This window comes from Mesorhizobium sp. M0960, assembly GCF_040319055.1.
Classification (GTDB): domain Bacteria; phylum Pseudomonadota; class Alphaproteobacteria; order Rhizobiales; family Rhizobiaceae; genus Mesorhizobium.
Map to the genome: position 1 here is coordinate 248,392 of NZ_JAMYNN010000001.1, position 19,282 is coordinate 267,673.

The window sequence follows — 19,282 nt, forward strand, 5'->3', positions numbered from 1 at the left end:
CTCCAAATCCGGACTTTGTGGAGCCATGCAGGACGCGAAGCCGAATAAGGGAAAGACAGCGGCCGAGGCGTTCGCCGAACGCACGAGCGGTATTCGCCGCGCCGATGCGGCGCGCATGCCGGGGTCGAGCGTGCATGCGTCGCTGGCCAACGAAATCGGGCTGAGGATCGTGCGCGGCGACTATCCGCCGGGAACCATCCTGCCCAACGAAGCCAAATGGTCCGAGACCTTCGACGTCAGCCGCTCGGCGGTGCGCGAAGCCATAAAAATGCTGATGGCGAAAAGCTTGCTTGCGTCGCGCCCGAAGATCGGCAGCTGGGTCGAGCCTAAGGAGCGCTGGAACCTGCTCGATCGCGATGTGCTGGCCTGGTACGCGACCTCGCCGGACCGCGAGGTGTTCCTCAGGACGGTGCAGGAATTCCGCCACATCATCGAGCCGGAGGCCAGCGCCTTTGCCGCCATGCGGCGCACCGACGAGCAGATGGCCGAGATCAGCCAGGCCTGCCGCGAGATGGGCGAGGCGACCAACCTGCAGGAGCGGACGCGCGCCGACACGCGGTTTCATCTCGCCATCCTGCGCGCCTCGGGCAACGATCTGCTGGTGCCGCTCGGCGTGCTGATCGAATCGGCGTTCGATCATCTGTTCGCTTTTACGACCCGGGAACTCGACGATTTGCAGCATGCGCAGAGGCTGCATGAGGCAATCGAGAAGAGCATCCGCCTGCAGCGGCCGGACGCGGCACGCAATGCAGTGCGCAAGCTGCTGGCCAATACCGACGGCGTCATCAAGTCCAGGTAGCCGCCGTTCGGCTCCCGGTTTGAGTGCTCAGTCGAACCGGTCCGGTCGCGAGATGCCGCCGGGTCAGCCCGAGCAGCAAGGCCTGATCGCGGGCGGCGTGTTCGGGCGGGTTGACGACGGGGTCGCCATTGACGATCGCCGCCCAGAAGCCACGCATCTCCTCGACGAAGGCTTCCGCGTAGCCGGCGCGCAAATCTTTCTTCGACAGCGTGTGACCGTGCGAGGTCGCCACCGTCAGCCGGGTCGGATGATGGTTGAGCCAGGGCGAGGGGAATTCGAGCTCCAGGCTGGCATCGTCGAAGAACAGCGTGATCCGCTCCTTGTAGTCGGCGAGCTTAGGTACGGTAAGATGGGTCATGGTCCACAGCGCCTGTCCGTCCAGCAGCTTGACGGCGCCCTGGCCGCCGTCGCCATTGGCAAAGATCTGCGCGCCGACGATCTCGCCGTCCGGCACGCCGAGCGCATCGAGCAGGCCGTGAACGGCATTGACATCGTGAATCAAGGCCGAGCTGTAAGCGCCGGTAAATCCACGGAAAGCGAGATCAGTGAAAGGCACGCCAATGGCTTGTTCGACCTGGCGCTTCTGCTTGGCGGCGACAGCGGCGACCATGTCCTTCGGGATATCGGTGCCGCGCCTGTAGGGCAGGTGGGCGATGAACGGCCAGGCGTCGGGATCGTTCACTTCCACCGAGACCGAGCGCAGCGTGCTCGGTGTCCCCGGCAGCGAAGCGAGCGCCAGCCGGTAGCTCGGATCGAAGCGCTTCATGTAGCCGACTTGCATGATTTTCCTGGCGGCATCGCGCGCGGCGACGATCTCGGCGATTTCCGCCAGGGAATAGCAGAGCGGCTTTTCGCAAAAGACATGCAGGCCGCGCGCCAGCGCCGCCAGCACCTGTTCGTGATGCAATGGGTCCGGCGAGCCGATCACTACCGCGTCGAGGCGCTGGTCGAAGAGCTGGTCGATCGTTTCGAAATTGGCGATGCCATGGGTGTCAGTGACGAACTGCCGTGAAATCCTGGAGGGGTCGGCGACGCCGACCAGCTCGAACAATTCACCGAGGCGCAGCAGATTGGGAATATGCTCGACCTGCGAGATCATGCCGGCGCCGACGACCCCGACGCGTAACCTGCTCATGCCATCATCCCCGCGATGTCCGATTGTCAGCTCAAGCCGCCGCAGGCGGCCGGTTGCCGATCTGGGCGAGCAGGCCGGCAATCTCCGCCTCGACCGCCTTCAGATCCTCGCCACCCGACATGATCGAGATGACCTCGTCGCGCGAGATGTCCGATTTGGCGTAGGTACCGCGATTGCGGCCGCGGTTGAGCAGCGTGAAGGTGTCGCCGACCGGATAGGCATGGTGGATGTTGTGGCTGATGAAGATCACGGCCAGGCCCCGCATGCGTGCTTCGATGATGAACTTCAGCACCATCGCCGCCTGGTGGACGCCGAGTGCCGAGGTCGGCTCGTCAAGGATCAGCACGCGCGCGCCAAAATGCACGGCGCGGGCGATCGCCACCGACTGGCGCTCGCCGCCCGACAGCGTGCCGACGGCTTGCGTCGGGTCGCGCACATCGATGCCGATATCGGCCATTGCCTGCCTGGCGATAGTGTTGGCGCGCTCCTTGTCGATGCGCGAGAAGGGCAGGCTGCTTTTGGTCGGTTCGCGGCCGAGGAAGAAGTTGCGGGTGATCGACATCAGCGAGATCATGCCGAGGTCCTGGAACACCGTTGCCACGCCGAGCTCCTGCGCGTCGCGCGGGCTGCGGAAGGTGACCGTCTTGCCGTCGACCAGGATTTCGCCTTTGCTCGGCCGGTAGACGCCGGACAGAACCTTGATCAGCGTCGACTTGCCGGCGCCGTTGTCGCCGAGCAGGCAGTGGACCTCGCCCGGATAGACCTTGATGTCGATGTCCTGGAGCGCGCGCACCGAGCCGAAATTGACGCTGACGCCGCGCAGTTCCATTGCGGGTTCGGTCATTTGGGCCGTTCGCTCATTTGGGCCGGCTCGGTCATTTGCCACCTCCGCGGCCGAGCGCCTTCACCCTGATGTAGTTGTTGACCAGCACGGCCATCAGGATGACGATGCCGAGGAAGACCTTGAACCAGTCGGTGTCGATGCCGGTGTAGAAGATGCCCATCTGCACCAGCCCGAAGATCAGCGCGCCGAACAGCACACCATAGACTGTGCCGTAGCCGCCGGTGAGCAGCACGCCGCCGATGACGGCGGCGATGATCGCCTCGAACTCCTTGAGCAGGCCGCGCGTGGTGTCGGCGGAGCCCGCCTCCATCACCTGGATGGTGGCAAGCAGCGTCGCCGCGCAAGCGGTGTAGACGAACAGGCTGATCTTGACGCGATCGACCGGCACGCCGACGTTGCGAGCTGCGATCAGGTCGCCACCGGTGGCGAAGATCCAGTTGCCGTATTTCGTCTGGGTGAGCACGTAGCCGGCCAGCGCCGTCAGGCCAAGCCACCAGACGATCGACATCGGAATGCCGGCGACGAAGGGAATGCCGTCGCTGCGGGTGCCGATCCAGCCTTGCGCGCCCATCCAGTGGAACAGGCCGGTGAGCAGATGGCCGTTGAAAATGCCGGCCGTCGCCGGGTCCGGTACGCTTTCGAGGATGTAGGGAATTTGGGTGCGGCCGGTGACGGCGCGGGTGATGCCGATCGACAGTCCGCGCAGGATATAGAGCGTGGCGAGCGTGACGATGAAGGAGGGCAGGCGCGTCTTCACCACGATCAGGCCGTTGAGATAGCCGGTGAGGATGGCAACGGCGAAGGCACAGGCGATGCCGCCCCATAGCGGCAGGCCCCAGTATTTCACCGTCAGCCCGATGACGACACCGGCAAAGCCGACCATGGAGCCGACCGAAAGGTCGAACTCGCCGGCGATGATGAGAAGTGCTGCTGCGGTGGCGACGATGCCGAGCTCCGCCGACAGCGTCAGGAAGGTCATCGACCCCTGCAGCGAATAGAGGTTCGCCGCGCCCGGCAGCAGCGCAAAGATGATGATCGTCGCAAGCAGCCCGCCGGCAGCACCGGCTTCCGGCCGGCGCAGCCACTGGGTCAGCTTGCCGGTGCTGGCCAGCCGCTCGTCGGCGCCGGCGGCCCGCTTCGACGTCATGCCGAAGCGGTCGGTCGCCTTCAGTTCGCCCGGAGGTATCGCCTTGTCTTCCACGACCGCCATTAGGCTCTCCAATCGCTCAATTCGCAATCTTCGAACGGATCGGGAGAGCGCCTGGCGCATTCTCCCGTTCCGTCGGAGTGCTGGCCTAGCGGATGCCCTCTTTGGCGAGGGCCAGGATCGCCTTGGCTTTTTCTGGCGAGTCGATGAACAGCGGCCCGGTATAGGCGTTGTTCTGCGGCCAGAAGCCGTGCGTCGCCTGCTCGACCAGATAGATCACCGGCAGATAGCCCATCAGATATTGCTGGGCATCCATACCGAAGCCCATTTCGCCGGCGACGACAGAGTCGAGGACCTCCGGGCTGATGTCGAAAGTGTAGAGCTTGAGCTTGCCGAACAGTTCCTTGTCGCGGAACATCGGGATCAGCGGATTGGCGGCGGTGGCACCAAGCGCAAAGACGGCTTGGGTGTCGGGATGCGCCGACAGATAGGCTTCGGTGCGGCGCTGGATGTCGGCCGGATCGGGCGCCACGGCCAGAACCTCGGTGCCGCCGCCGGATGGCTTCAGCCCGTCATTGAGGCCCTGGCAGCGCTGGTCGAGGCTGACATTGCCGACCTCGTGGTTGATGCAGACGACCTTGAGCGTGCCTTCCTTGGCCAGCCGCTCGCCGGCCTTCTTGCCGGAATCATATTCGGAAACGGTGCCGACATAGAGCGTGGTGCCGAGCTCGGCGCCTTCCTTCTCGCCGGAATCCAGAACCACCATCGGAATATTGGCGGCAAGCCCGGATTTGACGGATTTGCCGAGTGCATTGGCGTCGGCGATGGAGACCGCGATGCCGTCCGGCTTGGTGGCGATGGCGGCGTCCAGAAGCCGGGCCTGCTCGACCACGTCGAAGACCTGCGGTGCGTAATATTCGACTTTGGCGCCGGTGAGGGCGGCCGCGTCATCGACGCCGCGCTTGACCACCGACCAATAGGGATCGGACGCCGACCCATGCACGACGAACGTGATGTGGACGTCCTTCGGATCCTTGAGGCCCGCGGCATATGCAATGCCTGTCATCAGGCCCGCCGTGACGAAGGCGCCCAATGCCGCTTTCAGAAGAGTTTTCATCTTATTCTCCCATTTGTCGTTGCAGTTCCAATCCCTCTGGCGCCGTTTTCCGGCCGCGACGATCGGCTCACGTCGCGGATCGGGTGGCCGCTTTGCGGGCCTTTGCCGACGTCAATCGCTGTTCGCCCGCGTTGTTGCCGCGGGCTGATGTTGACGATCGCCCGGCCGAGAGTGCTGCGCGAAGCTCCTCGCGCAACGGCTTCATGCCGATGACATCGATCGGCTGTGCGGCGAGCCAGTCGCGAAAGCCCTGGTCGCGGAACAGCTCGTACTCTTCGGTGCGGATATAGGCGGAGCGCGGCTCGATCAGCTCGAGTTCACCGGGCGCGTTGCAATGCAGGCAAAAGAAAGTCAGGCCCTCGCGCACACCCTCGATGAGCGCTTTGTAAACGGGCTCGATCGGCCTGGAGCGCGGCCGGCCCCAGGTCGTCTGGATGGCGGCGTCGAAAATGGCAAAGCCGCCGGCGCGGGCCAGCGCCACGCCGCGCTGGAACGCCTCCTCGGTGACGCCGACCAGATTGTCGTTGGGGGAATAAGCGGACAGGGTCTTGGTCAGCAGCACGGGCAGCTGATATTCGAGCCCGAGCTTGATGTAGATGTCGCAAAATTCGGGCGACAATGCTGCGCCCATATGCGCGTCGAGGTGGGTGACGTCGATGCCGGCGCGATAGGCGGTGTCGATCTGGGCGCGAAGCTCGGCCTCGACCGCCTGCGGCACCGCCTTGCGGCGCGTGGTCGCCACGTCGGGCCATAAGAAGCCGAACTCGTCGGTCAGGCCGGCCGCCCGCGACGGCGCGGTCAGCGGCCGCCATTTGTAGTGCTGTTTCTCGCTGTTCAGCGTCAGGTGGACGCCAAGGTCAAGGCCAGGGTTGGCTGCGGCGCTTTCGGCCATTTCGAGGAACCACGGGCACGGCACCATCACCGCGCCGGAACTGCAGACACCTAGCCCGTTCAATTCGAGAAAGGCGCTGTTGGCGCCGTGGCACATGCCGACATCGTCCTCGTGGAGCACGATCCGTTTGCTGGAGCCGGCGGCGTTCACGAATGTCGGCCTTTCCGCCGGCGCGCCGGTCTCGAGGGTCTTCCAAAGTGTGTCCCGTATTTCATGGAACCAACCGTTTGCCCAACTGGCCGGAATGGAACGCCGAAACCCGGCTTTCCGACAGGGCCACTTTGGCGAATTCGGATGGGTACGATTTGCCTGCCGGCTGAGACACTTAGCTGCCGATTTCCCCAATCAGGGTTCAAAACCACTCATAGGAACCGTCTTCTGGGCGCAGATGGCTTGGTCGAATAGCGGCGGAGTGGTTCTTCCAAACTGTGCCCACAAGCCTACAGCTGTCCACACCATCAAGCGACCCACATTACCAAGTGACCCAAACTACCAAGTAACTTGGAGGCCTGCCATGTACACCGCCGGCGAAGAGGAAATCGAAGCCATTGCCAGGGTGATCCGCTCGGGCGCGCTGTTTCGTTACGGCAAGGACAGCGAATGCGACCGCTTCGAGGCCCGCTATGCGCAGCATCTTGGCGTCGAGCATTTCGCACTGGCCGCCAGCGGCACCTATGGGCTCGCGGCCGGCCTGATCGGGCTCGGCATCGGTCCGGGGGACGAGGTCCTGGTGCCCGCGCACACCTATATGGCGACAGCGACCGCGGTGCTGTCGGTCGGGGCCATTCCCGTCATCGTCGACATCGACGAGAGCCTGACCATCGATCCCGTCGCCTTGCGCGATGCCATAGGGCCGCGCACCAGGGCGGTCATCCCGGTGCATATGTGGGGCGCGGCCTGCAACATGAATGCGATCATGGACATTGCTGCCAAGCGCGGCTTGCTGGTGCTCGAGGATGTCTGCCAAGGCATCGGCGGCGGCTATGAGGGCCGCAAGCTCGGCTCGATCGGCCATGCCGGCGCCTATTCCTTCAACTACTTCAAGAACATGACCTCGGGCGAGGGCGGCGGCATTGCCACCAGCGACCCGAAAGTGGCGGAGCGGGCGCGCTGCGCCATCGACCCTTGCCATTTCTACTGGCAGGGCAGAAGCGACAGCATCAAACCCTTCGCCGGCATCGGCGCGCGTGCTTCCGAACTGATGGGGGCGATGCTCAACGTCCAACTCGATCGACTGGACGGCATCATCGAGGCGATGCGCGCCGAGAAGAAGATGGTGCTGGCCGGCACCCGCCATCTCGGCAATCTCGGTCTGACACCGTCGCCGATGAACAGCCCGGACGACGATTGCGCCGCACAGGTGATGTACCTACTGCCGAGCGAGCAGGCGGCGCAGACTTTTTCGAAGACCATTCCGAGCGTCGTTGCCGGCAAGACCGGCCGTCACAATTTCACCCAGTGGGACCAGGTGCTGATGCATGAAGGGGCGCATCATCCGGCGCTCAATCCTTATGCATTGCCCGAGAACCAGGGCCTGCGGCTGGATTACGCCGACGACCTCGGCAAGCGCTCGCTCGACATCCTCAATCGCACGGTGATGATCGCCATGAACCCGGCGCATGACGATACCGATATTCAGGACATGATCCACAACATCGACGCGGCGGCGCGGGTGGCGCTGGAAAATGCTTCGCTGGATGATGTCGAATTGCGCAAAGCGGCACCGGTTGATCTGCAGAAGTTCGACAGTGTGAACTAGACCAGTTCCGACACGGTTTGCTACCCTGCGGCCGAGTTCCTTGTCCGGCGGCCGGGCGGGGATTCCGGCCGGCATAACCGGTCGTCAAAAATCCGCAGGCCCGTGTCGGATAGGCCGGGCTCCCGCTCGTCCTAGGGGCATCGATCACCAACCACGGAGGATTAACGATATGCCCGGCACCGTACGTCTGCACCGCGTTCTGACAACCAGCCCGGAGAAAGTCTACCGCGCGTTCCTCGAAGCGGATGTACTTGCGAAATGGCTGCCGCCGAACGGCTTCACCTGCACGGTTCATCACTTCGAGGCGAAAGTCGGCGGTACGTTCAAAATGTCCTTCCGCAACTTCACCACCGGCGACAGCCACTCGTTCGGGGGCGAATATGTCGAGCTCGTGCCCAATGAGCAGCTGCGCTACACCGACCGGTTCGACGACCCCAACCTGCCCGGCGAGATCGAGGTGACCGTGACATTGAAGAAAGTGTCGGTCGGCACCGAAGTGAATATCACGCAGGCCGGTATTCCAGATGCCATCCCGGTTGAGGCCTGCTATCTCGGCTGGCAGGAGTCGCTGCGAAATCTGGCGAAACTCGTCGAACCCGAGATCAAGCAGTAGGGTAAGCGCGCGCGGCTGATCCGTGGGGGCGATCTCTTCGCGCCAAGAGAGCGAAGCGGGCGCTGCCTTGGCTGCATCGGCGTCGCTAGCCGGGATCCTAGGGATTCCCGATCTTGCCAGGCAACATGCGCCGGCGCCGGAAAGCCCGGATTGGGGAAGCCTGGCTCTAGCTTCTGTCCAACCTTAGGAACGCGGCGCGCAGCGCCAGCACCGCGCGCAGGATCTGGCGTTCGTCCATTGCCGCATAGCCGAGCAGCAGGCCGTGCTCGGGTTCTGTGGAATGGTAGTTGATCGAGATGCCCTGGACGTCGAGCCCCTCCTTGACGGCGGCGGCGACCACGTCGCTGTCCTTGTAGGGCCTGACGAAGCTCGCCAGCAGCTGCATGCCGGAATCGTTTTCCGTGACGGTCAGCCATTCCGCCAGATGCTCCTGGCACAGCTTGACGAAGTTCGCCTGCCGGCGCGCGTAGAGCCGGCGCATGCGTTTGAGGTGCGTGGCGAAATAGCCCTGCGTGATGAAATCGTTGACCGTTGCCTGCAGGATCAGCGGCGCGAACTGGCCGGTGATGCTCACCGCCCGGTCGAACGGCACCGACAGTTCGCGCGGCACGATCAGATAGCCGATGCGCAGCGCCGGGATCAGCGTCTTACCGAAGCTGCCGATATAGACGACGCGGTCGGCATGATCGAGCCCGCGCAGCGCCGGCACCGGCCGGCCGCGGAACCGGTATTCGCCGTCATAGTCATCCTCGACGATCCAGGCGCCGTTGCGTTCGGCGATGTCGAGCAACTGCAATCGCTCCTCGATGCGCATGATGGTGCCGAACGGCCATTGGCAGGATGGCGTCACATAGATCAGCCGCGGCGGCGGCAGCTCCGGATCGGCAAGATGCCAGCCACGCCGGTCGACCTTCAACGGTGCCAGCCTGGCGCCGCTGGCGAGAAAGGCGCTCTTGGCGCCGAGATAGCCGGGCTCCTCCATCCAGACATGGTCGCCTTCGTCCATCAGCACGCGCGAGACGAGATCGAGCGCTGCCTGCGCACCGGTGACGATGATCACCTGGTCGGCGGTGCAGCTGATGCCGCGCGACAGGCCGATGGTCGAGGCAATGGCCTGACGCAGGCCGGGGTGGCCGGCAAAGGAGAGATAGCCAAGCAGGCTCTCGTCGCGGCTGCGTGCATTACGCACCAGAAGGCTTGACCAGATGGTGAACGGAAACGACGCCGTTTCAGGCACGCCCGGATGGAAATTAATGACGCCGGCATTACGCGGCGGTTGCGGGCCGTTGACGATGGTCTGACCGCGCCGCGACAGTTTTTGCGGCGCTGCCAGTCCGGCGCGCAGAGATGCCAAGGGGCGGTTCTGCTGGATCGGCGCTACCCAGGTGCCCGATCCGGCACGCGCCTCGATAAAACCTTCGGCGAGGAGCTGGTCATAGGCGGCGATGACCGTGTTGCGCCCGACCTTGAGGTCTTCGGCCAGCGAGCGCGTCGACGGCAGCAGCGTGTTCTGCGGGATTTGGCCGTCAAGGATGAAGCGTCGCAAGGCGCCGTAGATCTGACGATGCATCGGTTCTTCCGAAGCGCGGTCGACCGACATGATGTCGAGGGAAAGGCGCATGTGGTCGGCCAAGGCACTATTCCCCGACGAACCGGGCGGCGCGGGCGATCTTTTCCTCGTTGAGCCGACAGACGGTATCAAGCACCAGTCGCCTGGTTTCGGGGTGGACCTCGCGGCTGTTCTTCAGCGCGCGATGAACGGTGGCGGCGCCAAGTTCCGCCTTCTCGGCAATCTCCCGGATGGTGCAAAGCCGTTCCATGCCAAGCGCAGCTTCGAAAGCCATGTCGCTCCTCCTCGGTTGCATCAAGGCACGGCTTCCGGCCGGCCTCAAGCTCGAACGTCGGGGTTTGAAATCCAGAGCCGGGATTCTGCGATCCGCGCCGCGCAGGGAGCAAGGCGGCGCGGATCGCCGGGCGCATTCGCGTCGCTAACCCCATCGAGGCGCGCGCCCATTATGTTCCTCCGGCTCGCAATGCGGGCCGGTCAGTTTGCCTGCCGCGTTGCCACTTCGAAGCCGGCCTGCCGGGCGGTGGCGAGCAGCGAGAAATAGCCCTTGCTGGCATAGGTCAGCGGATGCGCCTTGGCCGGATCCTGCTCAGCCTCGACAACGATCCAACCCTCATAGCCGCGCGCGGCGAGGGGTTTCAGCAATGACAGGAAATCGACCGAGCCATCGCCGGGCACGGTAAAAATGCCGTCCACTACCGCCGCCATGAAGCTCATGTCCTCGCGGCGTGCCTTTTCCAGGACCGCCCTGCGAACATCCTTGCAATGGAAATGCACGATACGATCGAGATGCCGCTGCAACAGCGATTGCGGGTCGCCGCCCGAAAACAGGCAGTGGCCAGTATCGAACAACAGTCCGACGCTGTGCCCCGTCGCCGCCATCAGCCTGTCGACTTCATCGTCCGTCTCGACGATGGTGCCCATGTGGTGGTGGAAGGCCATGCCGACCCCGAATGCGGCCATGCGGGTGGCGAGGGCGGTCAGTTTCTCGCCATAGGCCCGCCAGTCGCCGTCGCCGAGGCGCGGACGCTCGGAGATCGGTGCGAAAATGCCGTCATGGCGACCGCGCGAGGTGTCGGCGTAGACGACGATCTTGGCGCCGAGGTCGCGCAGCAACGCCAGATGCGGGGTAATCGCCGCGAATTCCTCTTCGACCGTGCGGTCGAGGATGCGGCCATCATACCAGCCGGAGACGAGTTCCAGGCCATAGGATGACAGGAGCGGGCCAAGCACTTCAGCCTGGCGCGGAAATTTCCCGCCGAGCTCGGTGCCGCGATAACCGGCCTGTGCGGTTTCGGACAGGCAGGTCTGCAGCGGCGTGTCGCCGCCAAGCGCCGGGACGTCGTCATTGCTCCAGGTGATGGGATTGATGCCGATCTTGACCGTCATGACGCCAGGCTTTTGCAGGCTTGCGAATGCAAGCCAGCCTGCAGACTGGCGACAAAGAGGCCCTGTCACTAGGTCCAGTTCAGCCTGATTTGGCAGAACCAATCAATAGTGACCGATTCTAGTCTTCCTTTGGGCGGTCAAAAGGACGCGCAGTTCGTCCTTTGCGTCCTCCAGCACTTTCTTCTGCGCCGCCGGCAGGTTCTTGCCGGCGCGGTTGATGTAGAAATTCAGCATCGACATGGCGGATTGAAACGGCCCCGCCTTGCGCCGGTCGCTGTGCTCGGCCGACCGCCTCAGCGAGGCGGCGATCTTCCTCGGATCGTGGGATTCGAAGATGTGCTCCTCGAGATCCAGCGCGTCGCTATGCTCGGTGACGTCGGCAGACCATTTCCGTTGCGCGGTCATGGCAAACTCCTTCCACAAGCTCGTTCGAAAAGAAAACGCCCTATGGTGCGCCACTGTTCCACTTCGGCCCGCATCCCTGGAGCCACGGATTGGCCCGTCGTGGCGCTGCTCCGCGATGCGAATGCGCTGATAGTGGTCAGAACCGCCGATTTAAGAACTGCGGACAGGAAACGTTCTTGACCCCCATCGTCTCAAACCAGGCAGCAAGTTCCGGCATCGACAGTGCCTATGCCTGGATACGGCTCGGCGTCTCGATGCTGCTGGCAACCATAGGCGGGGTCGGCATGTGGGCGGTGGTCGTGGTGCTGCCCGCCGTGCAGGCAGAATTCGGCGTCGATCGCGCCGCTGCCTCGATGCCCTATACTGCGACCATGGTCGGCTTTGCCGCCGGCAATGTGCTGTTCGGCCGCGCCATCGACCGCGTGGGGTATTGGGTTCCGGCGCTGATTGCCGCGATTACACTTGGCGCCGGCTTCCTGCTGGCGTCGCTGACCAGTTCGATCCTGCAGTTCACCCTCGTCCAGGGCCTGTTGATCGGCGTCGGCTCGTCGGCGATCTTCGGGCCGCTGATTGCCGACATCTCGCACTGGTTCAACCGGCGCCGCGGCGTTGCGGTGACGGCTGCCGCGTCCGGCAACTATCTCGCCGGAGCGATCTGGCCGACGGCGATGCCCTATGTCATGCAGACCGAAGGCTGGCGCTTCACCTATGCCGCGATCGGCGTCGTCTGCCTGGTCACCATGGTGCCGCTGATCCTGCTGCTCCGGCGCGGCGCACCGCCCCACGCGGCTCCCGGATCGCCGGGCAGCCGCGTGGTCCAGCCGATCTCGCTGTCGCCGGCGGCCTTGCAGGCGCTGCTCATCGTCGCCGGACTCGGCTGCTGCGTGGCGATGTCGATGCCGCAAGTCCATATCGTCGCCTACTGCATGGATCTCGGCTACGGCGTGGCGCATGGCGCCGATATGCTGTCGATCATGCTGGCGGCGGGCGTCGTCAGTCGGCTTGGCTCGGGCTTCCTTGCCGATCGCATCGGCGGCGTCAAAACCCTGCTGATCGGCTCGGTGCTGCAATGCCTGTCGCTGTTGTTCTACATCCCGTTCGACGGGCTTGCCTCGCTTTATGTCGTCTCGCTGGTCTTCGGCCTGTCGCAGGGCGGCATCGTGCCCTGTTATGCGATCATCGTGCGCGAATATATGCCTGCCAAAGAGGCTGGCCAGCGCGTCGGCATCGTCATGATGGCGACCATCTTCGGCATGGCAATCGGCGGCTGGATGTCGGGCTGGATCTACGATTTGACCGGTTCGTATGCCGCCGCGTTCCTCAACGGCATTGCCTGGAACCTGCTGAACATTTTGGCCATGGTGCTGCTGCTGTGGAAGGCCCGGTGGAGCGCTGCTGTGACGGCCTGAAGCACGGCGACACGGGCACAGTCTCTCCGGCGGTCGCTTGACAATAGCCGAGGGCTGCGCGACGCCAGACAAGGTGTGGCAACGGGTTGGCAAGGCAGCAGTGGCAAAGACCCTGAACATCGTCTCACGGTCGCGTCTGGGCGGTTGCCCGGCGTCGGGACGAGTATAGTGATCAAGCCGCGCTCGCGCCGCGGCGGCGGCCGCCCGACCATCGCCGACGTCGCCCGCAAGGCCGGCGTCGGCGCCATTACCGTATCGCGCGCCTTGCGTGAGCCGGGGCGCGTCTCGGAAGATCTGCGCCGCCAGATCGAGTCTGCGGTGAACGAGCTCGGCTATGTGCCCGACCCGAATGCGCGGGCGCTGGCGTCGGCGCGCGCCGAGGTGTTTGGCGTCCTGGTACCGTCGCTTACCAACAACGTCTTTGCCGAAGTGGTGCGCGGCATCTACGACAGCCTGTCGGACGGCCCTTTCCGCATCCAGCTCGGCAACACGCACTATTCCGGCCTCGAGGAAGAGCGGCTGCTGCAGGTGTTTGGTCCGCAACGCCCGGCCGCGCTGATCGTGGCCGGCATCGACCAGACGCCGGCCTCGCGAAAACTGCTGGAAACGGCAGGCTGTCCGGTCGTGCAGGTGATGGAGACCGGGCCCGATCCGGTCGACATGATGGTCGGTTTCTCACATTTCGAGGGCGGCAAGGCGGCGGCGGAACATCTGATCGAGGCGGGCTATCGCCGGATCGGCTTCATCGGCGCGCGCATGGATCCGCGTTCGCAGCGGCGGCTTGCCGGCTATCGCGCGGCGATGGAGGCGGCCGGCCTGTTCGATCCGAGGCTCACCACCACGACGCCGGTGCCCTCCAGCGTGACACTCGGCCGCGAATTGTTCCGCGACGCGCTGGCCAAGGTGCCGAGCCTCGACGCGGTATTCTGCAACAATGACGATATCGCGCTTGGCGTGCTGTTCGAATGCCATCGCGCTTCGATCGCCGTGCCGAAGACGATCGGCATCGTCGGCTTCAACGATCTGGACATGATGGAGGTTGCTTTCCCGTCGGTCACCAGCGTTCGGACCTATCGCTACGAGATCGGCCGGCGGGCTGTCGCTATGGCGCTTGCGGCTATCGAGGGCAACAGGCCGGAGCAGCGGGTCGTCGACCTCGGCTTCGAACTCAAGCGACGTGAAAGCACGGCGCGCTGAAGCGAGCTCAACGTAATGTAAATGGCGCTTTACATAACGTCATGGTAGCGCTACCACTTTCCACGGTCGGAATTTCGCCTCGAAGAGCGGAGTCTGTTTATTATACATAAGCGACAGCTCATGCTTGTTTATTATGTATAATATGATAGTTTTTTGCGGGATTAGCCGGGCAATAAAGGAGGAAATCGGGTCGGCATTCGGCCACCTGAACGCGCAACGGGTAAGGCGGGAGGTGCCGGGCCGGGAACGCGCAAATTCATCGACGTAACAACAAACAAAACTGCAACTGGGAGGAATATCGATGATCAAGTCACTCGTTGGCGGTATCGTTGCCGCCACTGCTTTTGTCATGCTGAGCTCGTCGGCGATCGCCGATCCTGAAATCGTCAAGGGGCCATCGGCCGAGCCTGAGTGCTTCGCGCCCTGGTCTGCCGATACGCAGTTCTTCAAGTTCCCCAAAAAAGACGGCCCGTACCGCATCGCTCTGGCCAACGGCTACATCGCCAACACGTGGCGCATCCAGATGGTGCAGACGGCGAAGGCCTATGCGGCGCAGCCGGAGGTCGCGGCCAAGCTCAAGGAATTCAAGGTGGTCTCGACCGGCGAAGACGTGCCGGCCCAGATTTCGGCAATCAACAATTTCATCGATTCCGGCTATGACGCGATTGTCGTCAACGCCCAGAACCCGACCGCATTCGGCCCTGTCATCAAGCGGGCCAAGGAAGCCGGCGTCGTGCTGGTCGCTTTCGACAACATCCTCGACACCAAGGATGCCATCAACGTCAATGTCGACCAGAAAGGCCTTGGCGAATTGTGGGGCAACTGGCTGGTCAAGCATGTGCCGAACGGCGGCAAGGTGCTGGAAGTGCGCGGCGTCGCCGGCACGTCCGTCGACACCGACCGTCACAACGGCATCCACGAGGTTCTCGACGCGTCCGGCAAGAAGTGGGATGTCACCGAGGTCGTTGGCAAATGGGATGACGGCGTTGCGCAAAAGGCTTCGGCCGACGCCATTGCCACCAATGGTCCCTTCGACGGCGTTACCGGGCAGGGCGGCGATACCGGCATCGTGCAGGCGATGATCGATGCCAAGCATCCGTTCGTGCCGTTCGGCGGCGAGACGGAGAATGGCTTCCGCAAATTCTGCGCCAAGTTCGCCGCTGACGGCCTGAAATGCTCGTCGGCCGGTACCGGCCCGGCCCAGGTTGCGGTTGCCATCAAGACAGCGATTGCGGCACTTGAAGGCCAGGTCGTGCCGCAAGCGGTCAAGCTGCCGCTGGCGATCGTCGAGGATCCGAACTTCAAGGCAGGCCAGGATTACTTCCCCGACCAGTCCGACAATTTCTTCGTCGGCAATTCCTTCCCGACCTGCGGCATCAATTTCACGGCGCAGGAAATCATGGGCCAGAGCAAGGAAAACCAGTAAGCTCCAACAGCCCGACGCCGCGGGAAATCCCGCGGCGTCGGCGCTCGACATCCTGATTGCCAAGCGCCTGGGGAGGGCCGATGGACGGTGCGGTTCCGCTCTTCCGCATGGAAGGCATATCCAAGCGCTATGGCGGCGTGCGGGCGCTGGAAAAGGCCGAGCTGTCGGTCACTCCAGGCAGCATCCACGCCATTCTCGGCGAGAACGGCGCCGGCAAATCGACGCTGATCAAGGTCATGGCGGGGGTCGTCGCGCCCGACGAAGGCCGCATGATGCTGGACGGAAGCGAAGTGACCTTCGCTTCGCCGGCCGCCGCCAACCAGGCCGGCATCGTGTGCATCTTCCAGGAACTGTCGCTTGTCCCCGAACTCAGCGTGGCTGACAACATCGCCATTTCCGATCCGCCCAAGCGTTTCGGCATGATCGACCGCAAGGCACAGCGCCGCGTTGCGGAAGAAGCCCTGGCTCGCGCCGGCGCCTCCGATATCCATCCACTGGCGCTGGTCAAGGATCTTCCTCTTTCAAGAAGGCAGATGGTCGAGATCGCCAAGGCACTGGCGCGCAAGCCACGCATCCTGATCCTCGACGAGGCGACCTCGGCTCTGACCGCCGCTGACGTCGCCAGGGTTTTTGCCGTGTTGAAGCGGTTGCGTTCGGAAGGGCTGGCGCTGCTCTACATATCGCACCGCATGAACGAGATCGCCGAGCTGGCCGACCAGTGCACGGTGTTCCGCAATGGCCGCAATGTCGCCAGCTATGCGGCCGGCACCAAGAGCGACAATGAGGTCGTCGAACTGATGATCGGGCGCGAATACAGCCACATCTTTCCGCCCAAGCCCGCGCGGGCGGCTGCTACAGCCGCGCCGGTTCTCGAGGCGCGCAGCCTGTCATGGACGGATCGGCTGCACGATGTCTCGCTGTCGGTCGGGGCGGGCGAGGTGGTAGGGCTTGGCGGCCTCGACGGCCAGGGCCAGCGCGAATTGCTGCTCGCCTTCTTCGGTGTGCTGCGCGGCCTGTCGGGCCAAATCCTGATCGACGGCAGGCCGGTGGCGATCGCCAGCCCGGCCGCCGCGCGCGATGACCGGATCGGCATGGCGCTGATCCCGGAGGACCGCAAGACCGAAGGCTTGATGCTGCCGATGACGGTGCGCGAAAACCTCTCCTTCGCCGCCCTTGACCGGCTGTCCAGGGCCGGCATCATCGATCGCGCCGCCGAGCAGCGGCTGATCGACGACATGGTCGGTCTTCTGGCGATCAAGACGGCCGGCCTCGACATTCCGGTCGGCGCGCTGTCCGGCGGCAACCAGCAGAAGGTCGTCATCGCCAAATGGCTGATGCGGCAGCCGCGGATCATCCTGCTCAACGACCCGACACGCGGCATCGATGTCGGGACCAAGCAGGAGCTTTACCAGTTGATGCGCAAGCTTGCCGACCAGGGCGCGGCAATTCTGTTCTATTCGACCGACTATGACGAGCTGATCGGCTGCTGCGACCGGGTGCTGGTGCTCTATGACGGGGCGGTGAAGCGTGAACTGGTCGGCGCCGAAATCACCGAGCGGGCGCTGATCGCCAGCGCGCTCAACATTCACGAAGAGATGCCAAAGCAAGGAGCGGACGCGTGAAGGATTGGCGCTACTGGCTTGCCGAACAGCGCGGAACGCTGCTGGCGTTCGGCATCTTCGTCGTCATGTTCGTCATCTACACCTCGAACCATCCGGCGGGCTTCACCGCCAACGTCGTACAGACGGCTTCGAACAAGGGCGTGCTGCTCGCCTTCGTCGCCATGGCGCAGACGCTGGTGGTGATCACCGCCGGCATCGACCTCTCCGTCGGCATGATCTTCACGCTGACCAACTGCCTGGCGTCGTGGCTGGTCGTCGGCACCGGCATCGAGACCGCCTTCGGCGTCATCGCCGTGCTCGGCACCGGGCTGCTGTGCGGGGCAATCAACGGCGCCATCGTTATCTATGGGCGCCTGCAGCCGATCGTCGCCACCATCGCCACCGGCGCGGTCTATTTCGGCATCGCGCTGCTGCTGCGGCCGTTTCCGGGCGGCTCGGTCAATGAGGGGCTCGCCGACGCGCTAACCGGGCGCCTGTTTGGTATTGTGCCGGCGAGCCTGGTGGCGCTGGTGGCGGTCGTGCTTGTCGTCTGGGTGCCGTTCAGCCGGTCGGTGCTCGGCCGCGCCGCTTATGCAGCCGGCTCCTCGGAGATGGCGGCCTACATGTCCGGCGTGCCGATCCGGCGTGGAAAGTTCGCCGCCTATGCGCTTGCCGGGCTGCTTGCCGCGATCGGCGGGCTGTTCCTGACGTTCTTCACCTATACCGGCGATGCGGCCTATGCGAGCGGCAACGCCTATACGCTGTTTTCAATCGCCGCGGTCGTGCTTGGCGGCGTGTCGCTGTTCGGCGGCAAGGGCAGCGCCATCGGCGCGATCTTCGGCGCGCTTGCCTTCCGCACCATCGGCGACCTGCTGTTCGTCTTCGATTTCGATCCGCTCTGGCAGCCTCTGTTCCAGGGCGTCATCCTGCTGATCGCGGTCAGCCTCGGCGCCTTCGCCCTGTTCCGGGTCCGCAACCGGCTGGAGTGGTTCCTGTGAGCGAAACGACTGTGAGTGGTCTCGCCGGCCGCATGCCGAAATTCCTCCGCCGCGCCGACCCGGCGGTGCTGACGGCGTTCGCTTGTATCGTGCTGCTGCTTTTCCTCGGCAGCCTCTATTCGCGCAGCTTCCTGTCGCCTGAATACCTGTTGCAGCAGCTCAAGGTGGCCTCGTTTCTCGGCGTCATCGCCACCGGCATGATGCTGGTCATCCTGCTCGGCCAGATCGACCTGTCGGTGCCATGGTCGGTGGCGGTCGGCGCCATGATGGCCTGTGCCGCAGCCGCGTACGGCCCTGTCGGCGTGGCGCTTGCCATTCCGTTCGGCATCTTCTGCGGTGTCCTGATCGGCATCGTCAACGGCATTGGCGTCGCCTATCTGCGCATTCCCTCGATGATCATCACGCTCGCCACCAACGCGGTCGCGCAGGGGCTGATGGTGGTCTATACGGGCGGTTTCTCGCCGCAGGATTCGGCAACCGGTGCGATGCGCTATCTGGCGACCGGCTTTGCCGTTCCTGGCGTGCCGAACGCAGTTCTCATCTGGGCGCTGATCGGCGCCGCAATGGTGTTCGTGCTGACCCGCACCGGCTTCGGCCGCACTGTCTACGGCATCGGCAACCGCGAGCGTGCCGCCTATCTTTCCGGCATCGACACACGGCGCGTGGTGATGATCGCCTTTGCGGTTTCGGGCGGGCTCTCGGCCTTCGGCGGCGTGCTGTTGGCCGGCTATGCCTCCAAGGCGGCACAGTCGATGGGCGATGCCTATCTGCTGCCGTCGATCGCTGCCGTGGTGCTCGGCGGCACCTCGATCCTCGGCGGACGGGGCTCGTATCTCGGTACCGTCGCCGGCGTCATCCTGATCACGCTCCTGCAATCCATCCTTTCCGTCATGCAGATGCCGGAGGCGGGGCGGCAGATCATCTACGGCGTCGTCATCGTCGCCATGCTGCTGCTCTATGGCCGCGCGCCGGCAAGCCGCTGAC

Annotated in this window: 18 protein-coding genes; 9 read left to right on the forward strand and 9 right to left on the reverse strand. The window is 64.1% G+C overall.

The genetic code is table 11. The annotated features are described in order from the left end of the window. Positions 1-25 precede the first annotated feature (25 nt). The gene (locus NKH63_RS01385) at positions 26-799 is read left to right on the forward strand and encodes a FadR/GntR family transcriptional regulator (RefSeq protein ID WP_352481570.1); all 774 of its coding nucleotides are present in this window, start codon (positions 26-28) and stop codon (positions 797-799) included. Here the strand turns inward: NKH63_RS01385 and NKH63_RS01390 are convergent. The 5 genes from NKH63_RS01390 to NKH63_RS01410 all read right to left on the reverse strand — a co-directional run bounded on the left by NKH63_RS01390 (position 786) and on the right by NKH63_RS01410 (position 6,084). After that, positions 786-1,934 (reverse strand): Gfo/Idh/MocA family oxidoreductase, encoded by a 1,149-nt coding sequence (locus NKH63_RS01390; RefSeq protein WP_352481569.1) that lies wholly within the window; start codon positions 1,932-1,934, stop codon positions 786-788. The genes NKH63_RS01385 and NKH63_RS01390 overlap by 14 nt on opposite strands. A gap of 31 nt (positions 1,935-1,965) precedes the next feature. Further along, positions 1,966-2,778: an ATP-binding cassette domain-containing protein gene (locus NKH63_RS01395; RefSeq protein ID WP_352481568.1), complete on the reverse strand. Its 813-nt coding sequence runs from the start codon at positions 2,776-2,778 to the stop codon at positions 1,966-1,968. Between the two features lie 31 nt (positions 2,779-2,809). Further along, positions 2,810-3,925: an ABC transporter permease gene (locus NKH63_RS01400; protein ID WP_352481706.1), complete on the reverse strand. Its 1,116-nt coding sequence runs from the start codon at positions 3,923-3,925 to the stop codon at positions 2,810-2,812. A 148-nt stretch (positions 3,926-4,073) separates the two neighbouring features. After that, positions 4,074-5,042, reverse strand: a complete 969-nt coding sequence (locus tag NKH63_RS01405) for a rhizopine catabolism ABC transporter substrate-binding protein (RefSeq protein ID WP_023721243.1) — start codon at positions 5,040-5,042, stop codon at positions 4,074-4,076. Between the two features lie 67 nt (positions 5,043-5,109). Beyond that, positions 5,110-6,084 carry a polysaccharide deacetylase family protein gene (locus NKH63_RS01410; RefSeq protein ID WP_352908842.1) on the reverse strand — a complete coding sequence of 325 codons (975 nt, stop codon included), beginning with the start codon at positions 6,082-6,084 and terminating at the stop codon, positions 5,110-5,112. 364 nt (positions 6,085-6,448) lie between these two features. Between NKH63_RS01410 and NKH63_RS01415 the strand changes: the two genes are divergently transcribed. Together NKH63_RS01415 and NKH63_RS01420 are read left to right on the forward strand one after the other, a co-directional pair. Beyond that, on the forward strand, positions 6,449-7,693 hold the full coding sequence (locus tag NKH63_RS01415; RefSeq protein ID WP_023721241.1) for a DegT/DnrJ/EryC1/StrS family aminotransferase: 1,245 nt from the start codon (positions 6,449-6,451) through the stop codon (positions 7,691-7,693). 169 nt (positions 7,694-7,862) lie between these two features. After that, on the forward strand, positions 7,863-8,306 hold the full coding sequence (locus NKH63_RS01420) for an SRPBCC family protein (RefSeq protein WP_352917619.1): 444 nt from the start codon (positions 7,863-7,865) through the stop codon (positions 8,304-8,306). Between the two features lie 166 nt (positions 8,307-8,472). Here NKH63_RS01420 and mocR read toward each other — a convergent pair whose 3' ends face one another. The 4 genes from mocR to NKH63_RS01440 form a co-directional block, all read right to left on the reverse strand. After that, on the reverse strand, positions 8,473-9,939 hold the full coding sequence (mocR, locus tag NKH63_RS01425; protein WP_245274662.1) for a rhizopine catabolism transcriptional regulator MocR: 1,467 nt from the start codon (positions 9,937-9,939) through the stop codon (positions 8,473-8,475). Positions 9,940-9,943: 4 nt separating this feature from the next. Further along, positions 9,944-10,150 carry a LacI family DNA-binding transcriptional regulator gene (locus NKH63_RS01430; protein WP_352481565.1) on the reverse strand — a complete coding sequence of 69 codons (207 nt, stop codon included), beginning with the start codon at positions 10,148-10,150 and terminating at the stop codon, positions 9,944-9,946. Positions 10,151-10,350: 200 nt separating this feature from the next. Further along, the gene (gene iolE, locus NKH63_RS01435; RefSeq protein WP_352481564.1) at positions 10,351-11,262 is read right to left on the reverse strand and encodes a myo-inosose-2 dehydratase; all 912 of its coding nucleotides are present in this window, start codon (positions 11,260-11,262) and stop codon (positions 10,351-10,353) included. A gap of 102 nt (positions 11,263-11,364) precedes the next feature. Further along, entirely contained in the window at positions 11,365-11,667 is a 303-nt protein-coding gene (locus NKH63_RS01440; protein ID WP_352917620.1) for a DUF3175 domain-containing protein, read from the reverse strand. A gap of 176 nt (positions 11,668-11,843) precedes the next feature. Here NKH63_RS01440 and NKH63_RS01445 point away from each other — a divergent pair, with 176 nt between their 5' ends. The 6 genes from NKH63_RS01445 (at position 11,844) to NKH63_RS01470 (ending at position 19,281) form a co-directional block, all read left to right on the forward strand. Then, positions 11,844-13,076, forward strand: coding sequence for an MFS transporter (locus NKH63_RS01445; RefSeq protein ID WP_352495777.1), 1,233 nt, complete (start codon positions 11,844-11,846; stop codon positions 13,074-13,076). 168 nt (positions 13,077-13,244) lie between these two features. Further along, entirely contained in the window at positions 13,245-14,273 is a 1,029-nt protein-coding gene (gene gntR, locus NKH63_RS01450) for an HTH-type transcriptional regulator GntR (protein ID WP_352481561.1), read from the forward strand. A gap of 301 nt (positions 14,274-14,574) precedes the next feature. Then, positions 14,575-15,699, forward strand: coding sequence for a sugar ABC transporter substrate-binding protein (locus NKH63_RS01455; protein WP_352481560.1), 1,125 nt, complete (start codon positions 14,575-14,577; stop codon positions 15,697-15,699). A gap of 80 nt (positions 15,700-15,779) precedes the next feature. Then, positions 15,780-17,321 carry a sugar ABC transporter ATP-binding protein gene (locus NKH63_RS01460; protein ID WP_352481559.1) on the forward strand — a complete coding sequence of 514 codons (1,542 nt, stop codon included), beginning with the start codon at positions 15,780-15,782 and terminating at the stop codon, positions 17,319-17,321. Beyond that, a complete protein-coding gene (locus NKH63_RS01465; RefSeq protein WP_023721232.1) occupies positions 17,318-18,298 on the forward strand; it encodes an ABC transporter permease in 981 nt (326 codons plus the stop codon). The genes NKH63_RS01460 and NKH63_RS01465 overlap by 4 nt, the downstream gene beginning before the upstream one ends. After that, positions 18,295-19,281: an ABC transporter permease gene (locus NKH63_RS01470; RefSeq protein WP_352495779.1), complete on the forward strand. Its 987-nt coding sequence runs from the start codon at positions 18,295-18,297 to the stop codon at positions 19,279-19,281. Before NKH63_RS01465 ends, NKH63_RS01470 begins: the two co-directional genes overlap by 4 nt. Position 19,282: the final 1 nt, after the last annotated feature.

Excerpts from the sequence above, each read along its gene's own strand:
- NKH63_RS01390 (WP_352481569.1), bottom strand. The coding sequence starts at position 1,934 with ATGAGCAGGTTACGCGTCGGGGTCGTCGGCGCCGGCATGATCTCGCAG.
- NKH63_RS01400 (WP_352481706.1), bottom strand. The coding sequence starts at position 3,925 with ATGACGTCGAAGCGGGCCGCCGGCGCCGACGAGCGGCTGGCCAGCACC.
- NKH63_RS01420 (WP_352917619.1), top strand. The coding sequence starts at position 7,863 with ATGCCCGGCACCGTACGTCTGCACCGCGTTCTGACAACCAGCCCGGAG.
- NKH63_RS01395 (WP_352481568.1), bottom strand. The coding sequence starts at position 2,778 with ATGACCGAACCCGCAATGGAACTGCGCGGCGTCAGCGTCAATTTCGGC.
- NKH63_RS01440 (WP_352917620.1), bottom strand. The coding sequence starts at position 11,667 with ATGACCGCGCAACGGAAATGGTCTGCCGACGTCACCGAGCATAGCGAC.
- NKH63_RS01385 (WP_352481570.1), top strand. The coding sequence starts at position 26 with ATGCAGGACGCGAAGCCGAATAAGGGAAAGACAGCGGCCGAGGCGTTC.
- iolE (WP_352481564.1), bottom strand. The coding sequence starts at position 11,262 with ATGACGGTCAAGATCGGCATCAATCCCATCACCTGGAGCAATGACGAC.
- NKH63_RS01460 (WP_352481559.1), top strand. The coding sequence starts at position 15,780 with ATGGACGGTGCGGTTCCGCTCTTCCGCATGGAAGGCATATCCAAGCGC.
- NKH63_RS01415 (WP_023721241.1), top strand. The coding sequence starts at position 6,449 with ATGTACACCGCCGGCGAAGAGGAAATCGAAGCCATTGCCAGGGTGATC.
- NKH63_RS01455 (WP_352481560.1), top strand. The coding sequence starts at position 14,575 with ATGATCAAGTCACTCGTTGGCGGTATCGTTGCCGCCACTGCTTTTGTC.
- NKH63_RS01430 (WP_352481565.1), bottom strand. The coding sequence starts at position 10,150 with ATGGCTTTCGAAGCTGCGCTTGGCATGGAACGGCTTTGCACCATCCGG.
- NKH63_RS01405 (WP_023721243.1), bottom strand. The coding sequence starts at position 5,042 with ATGAAAACTCTTCTGAAAGCGGCATTGGGCGCCTTCGTCACGGCGGGC.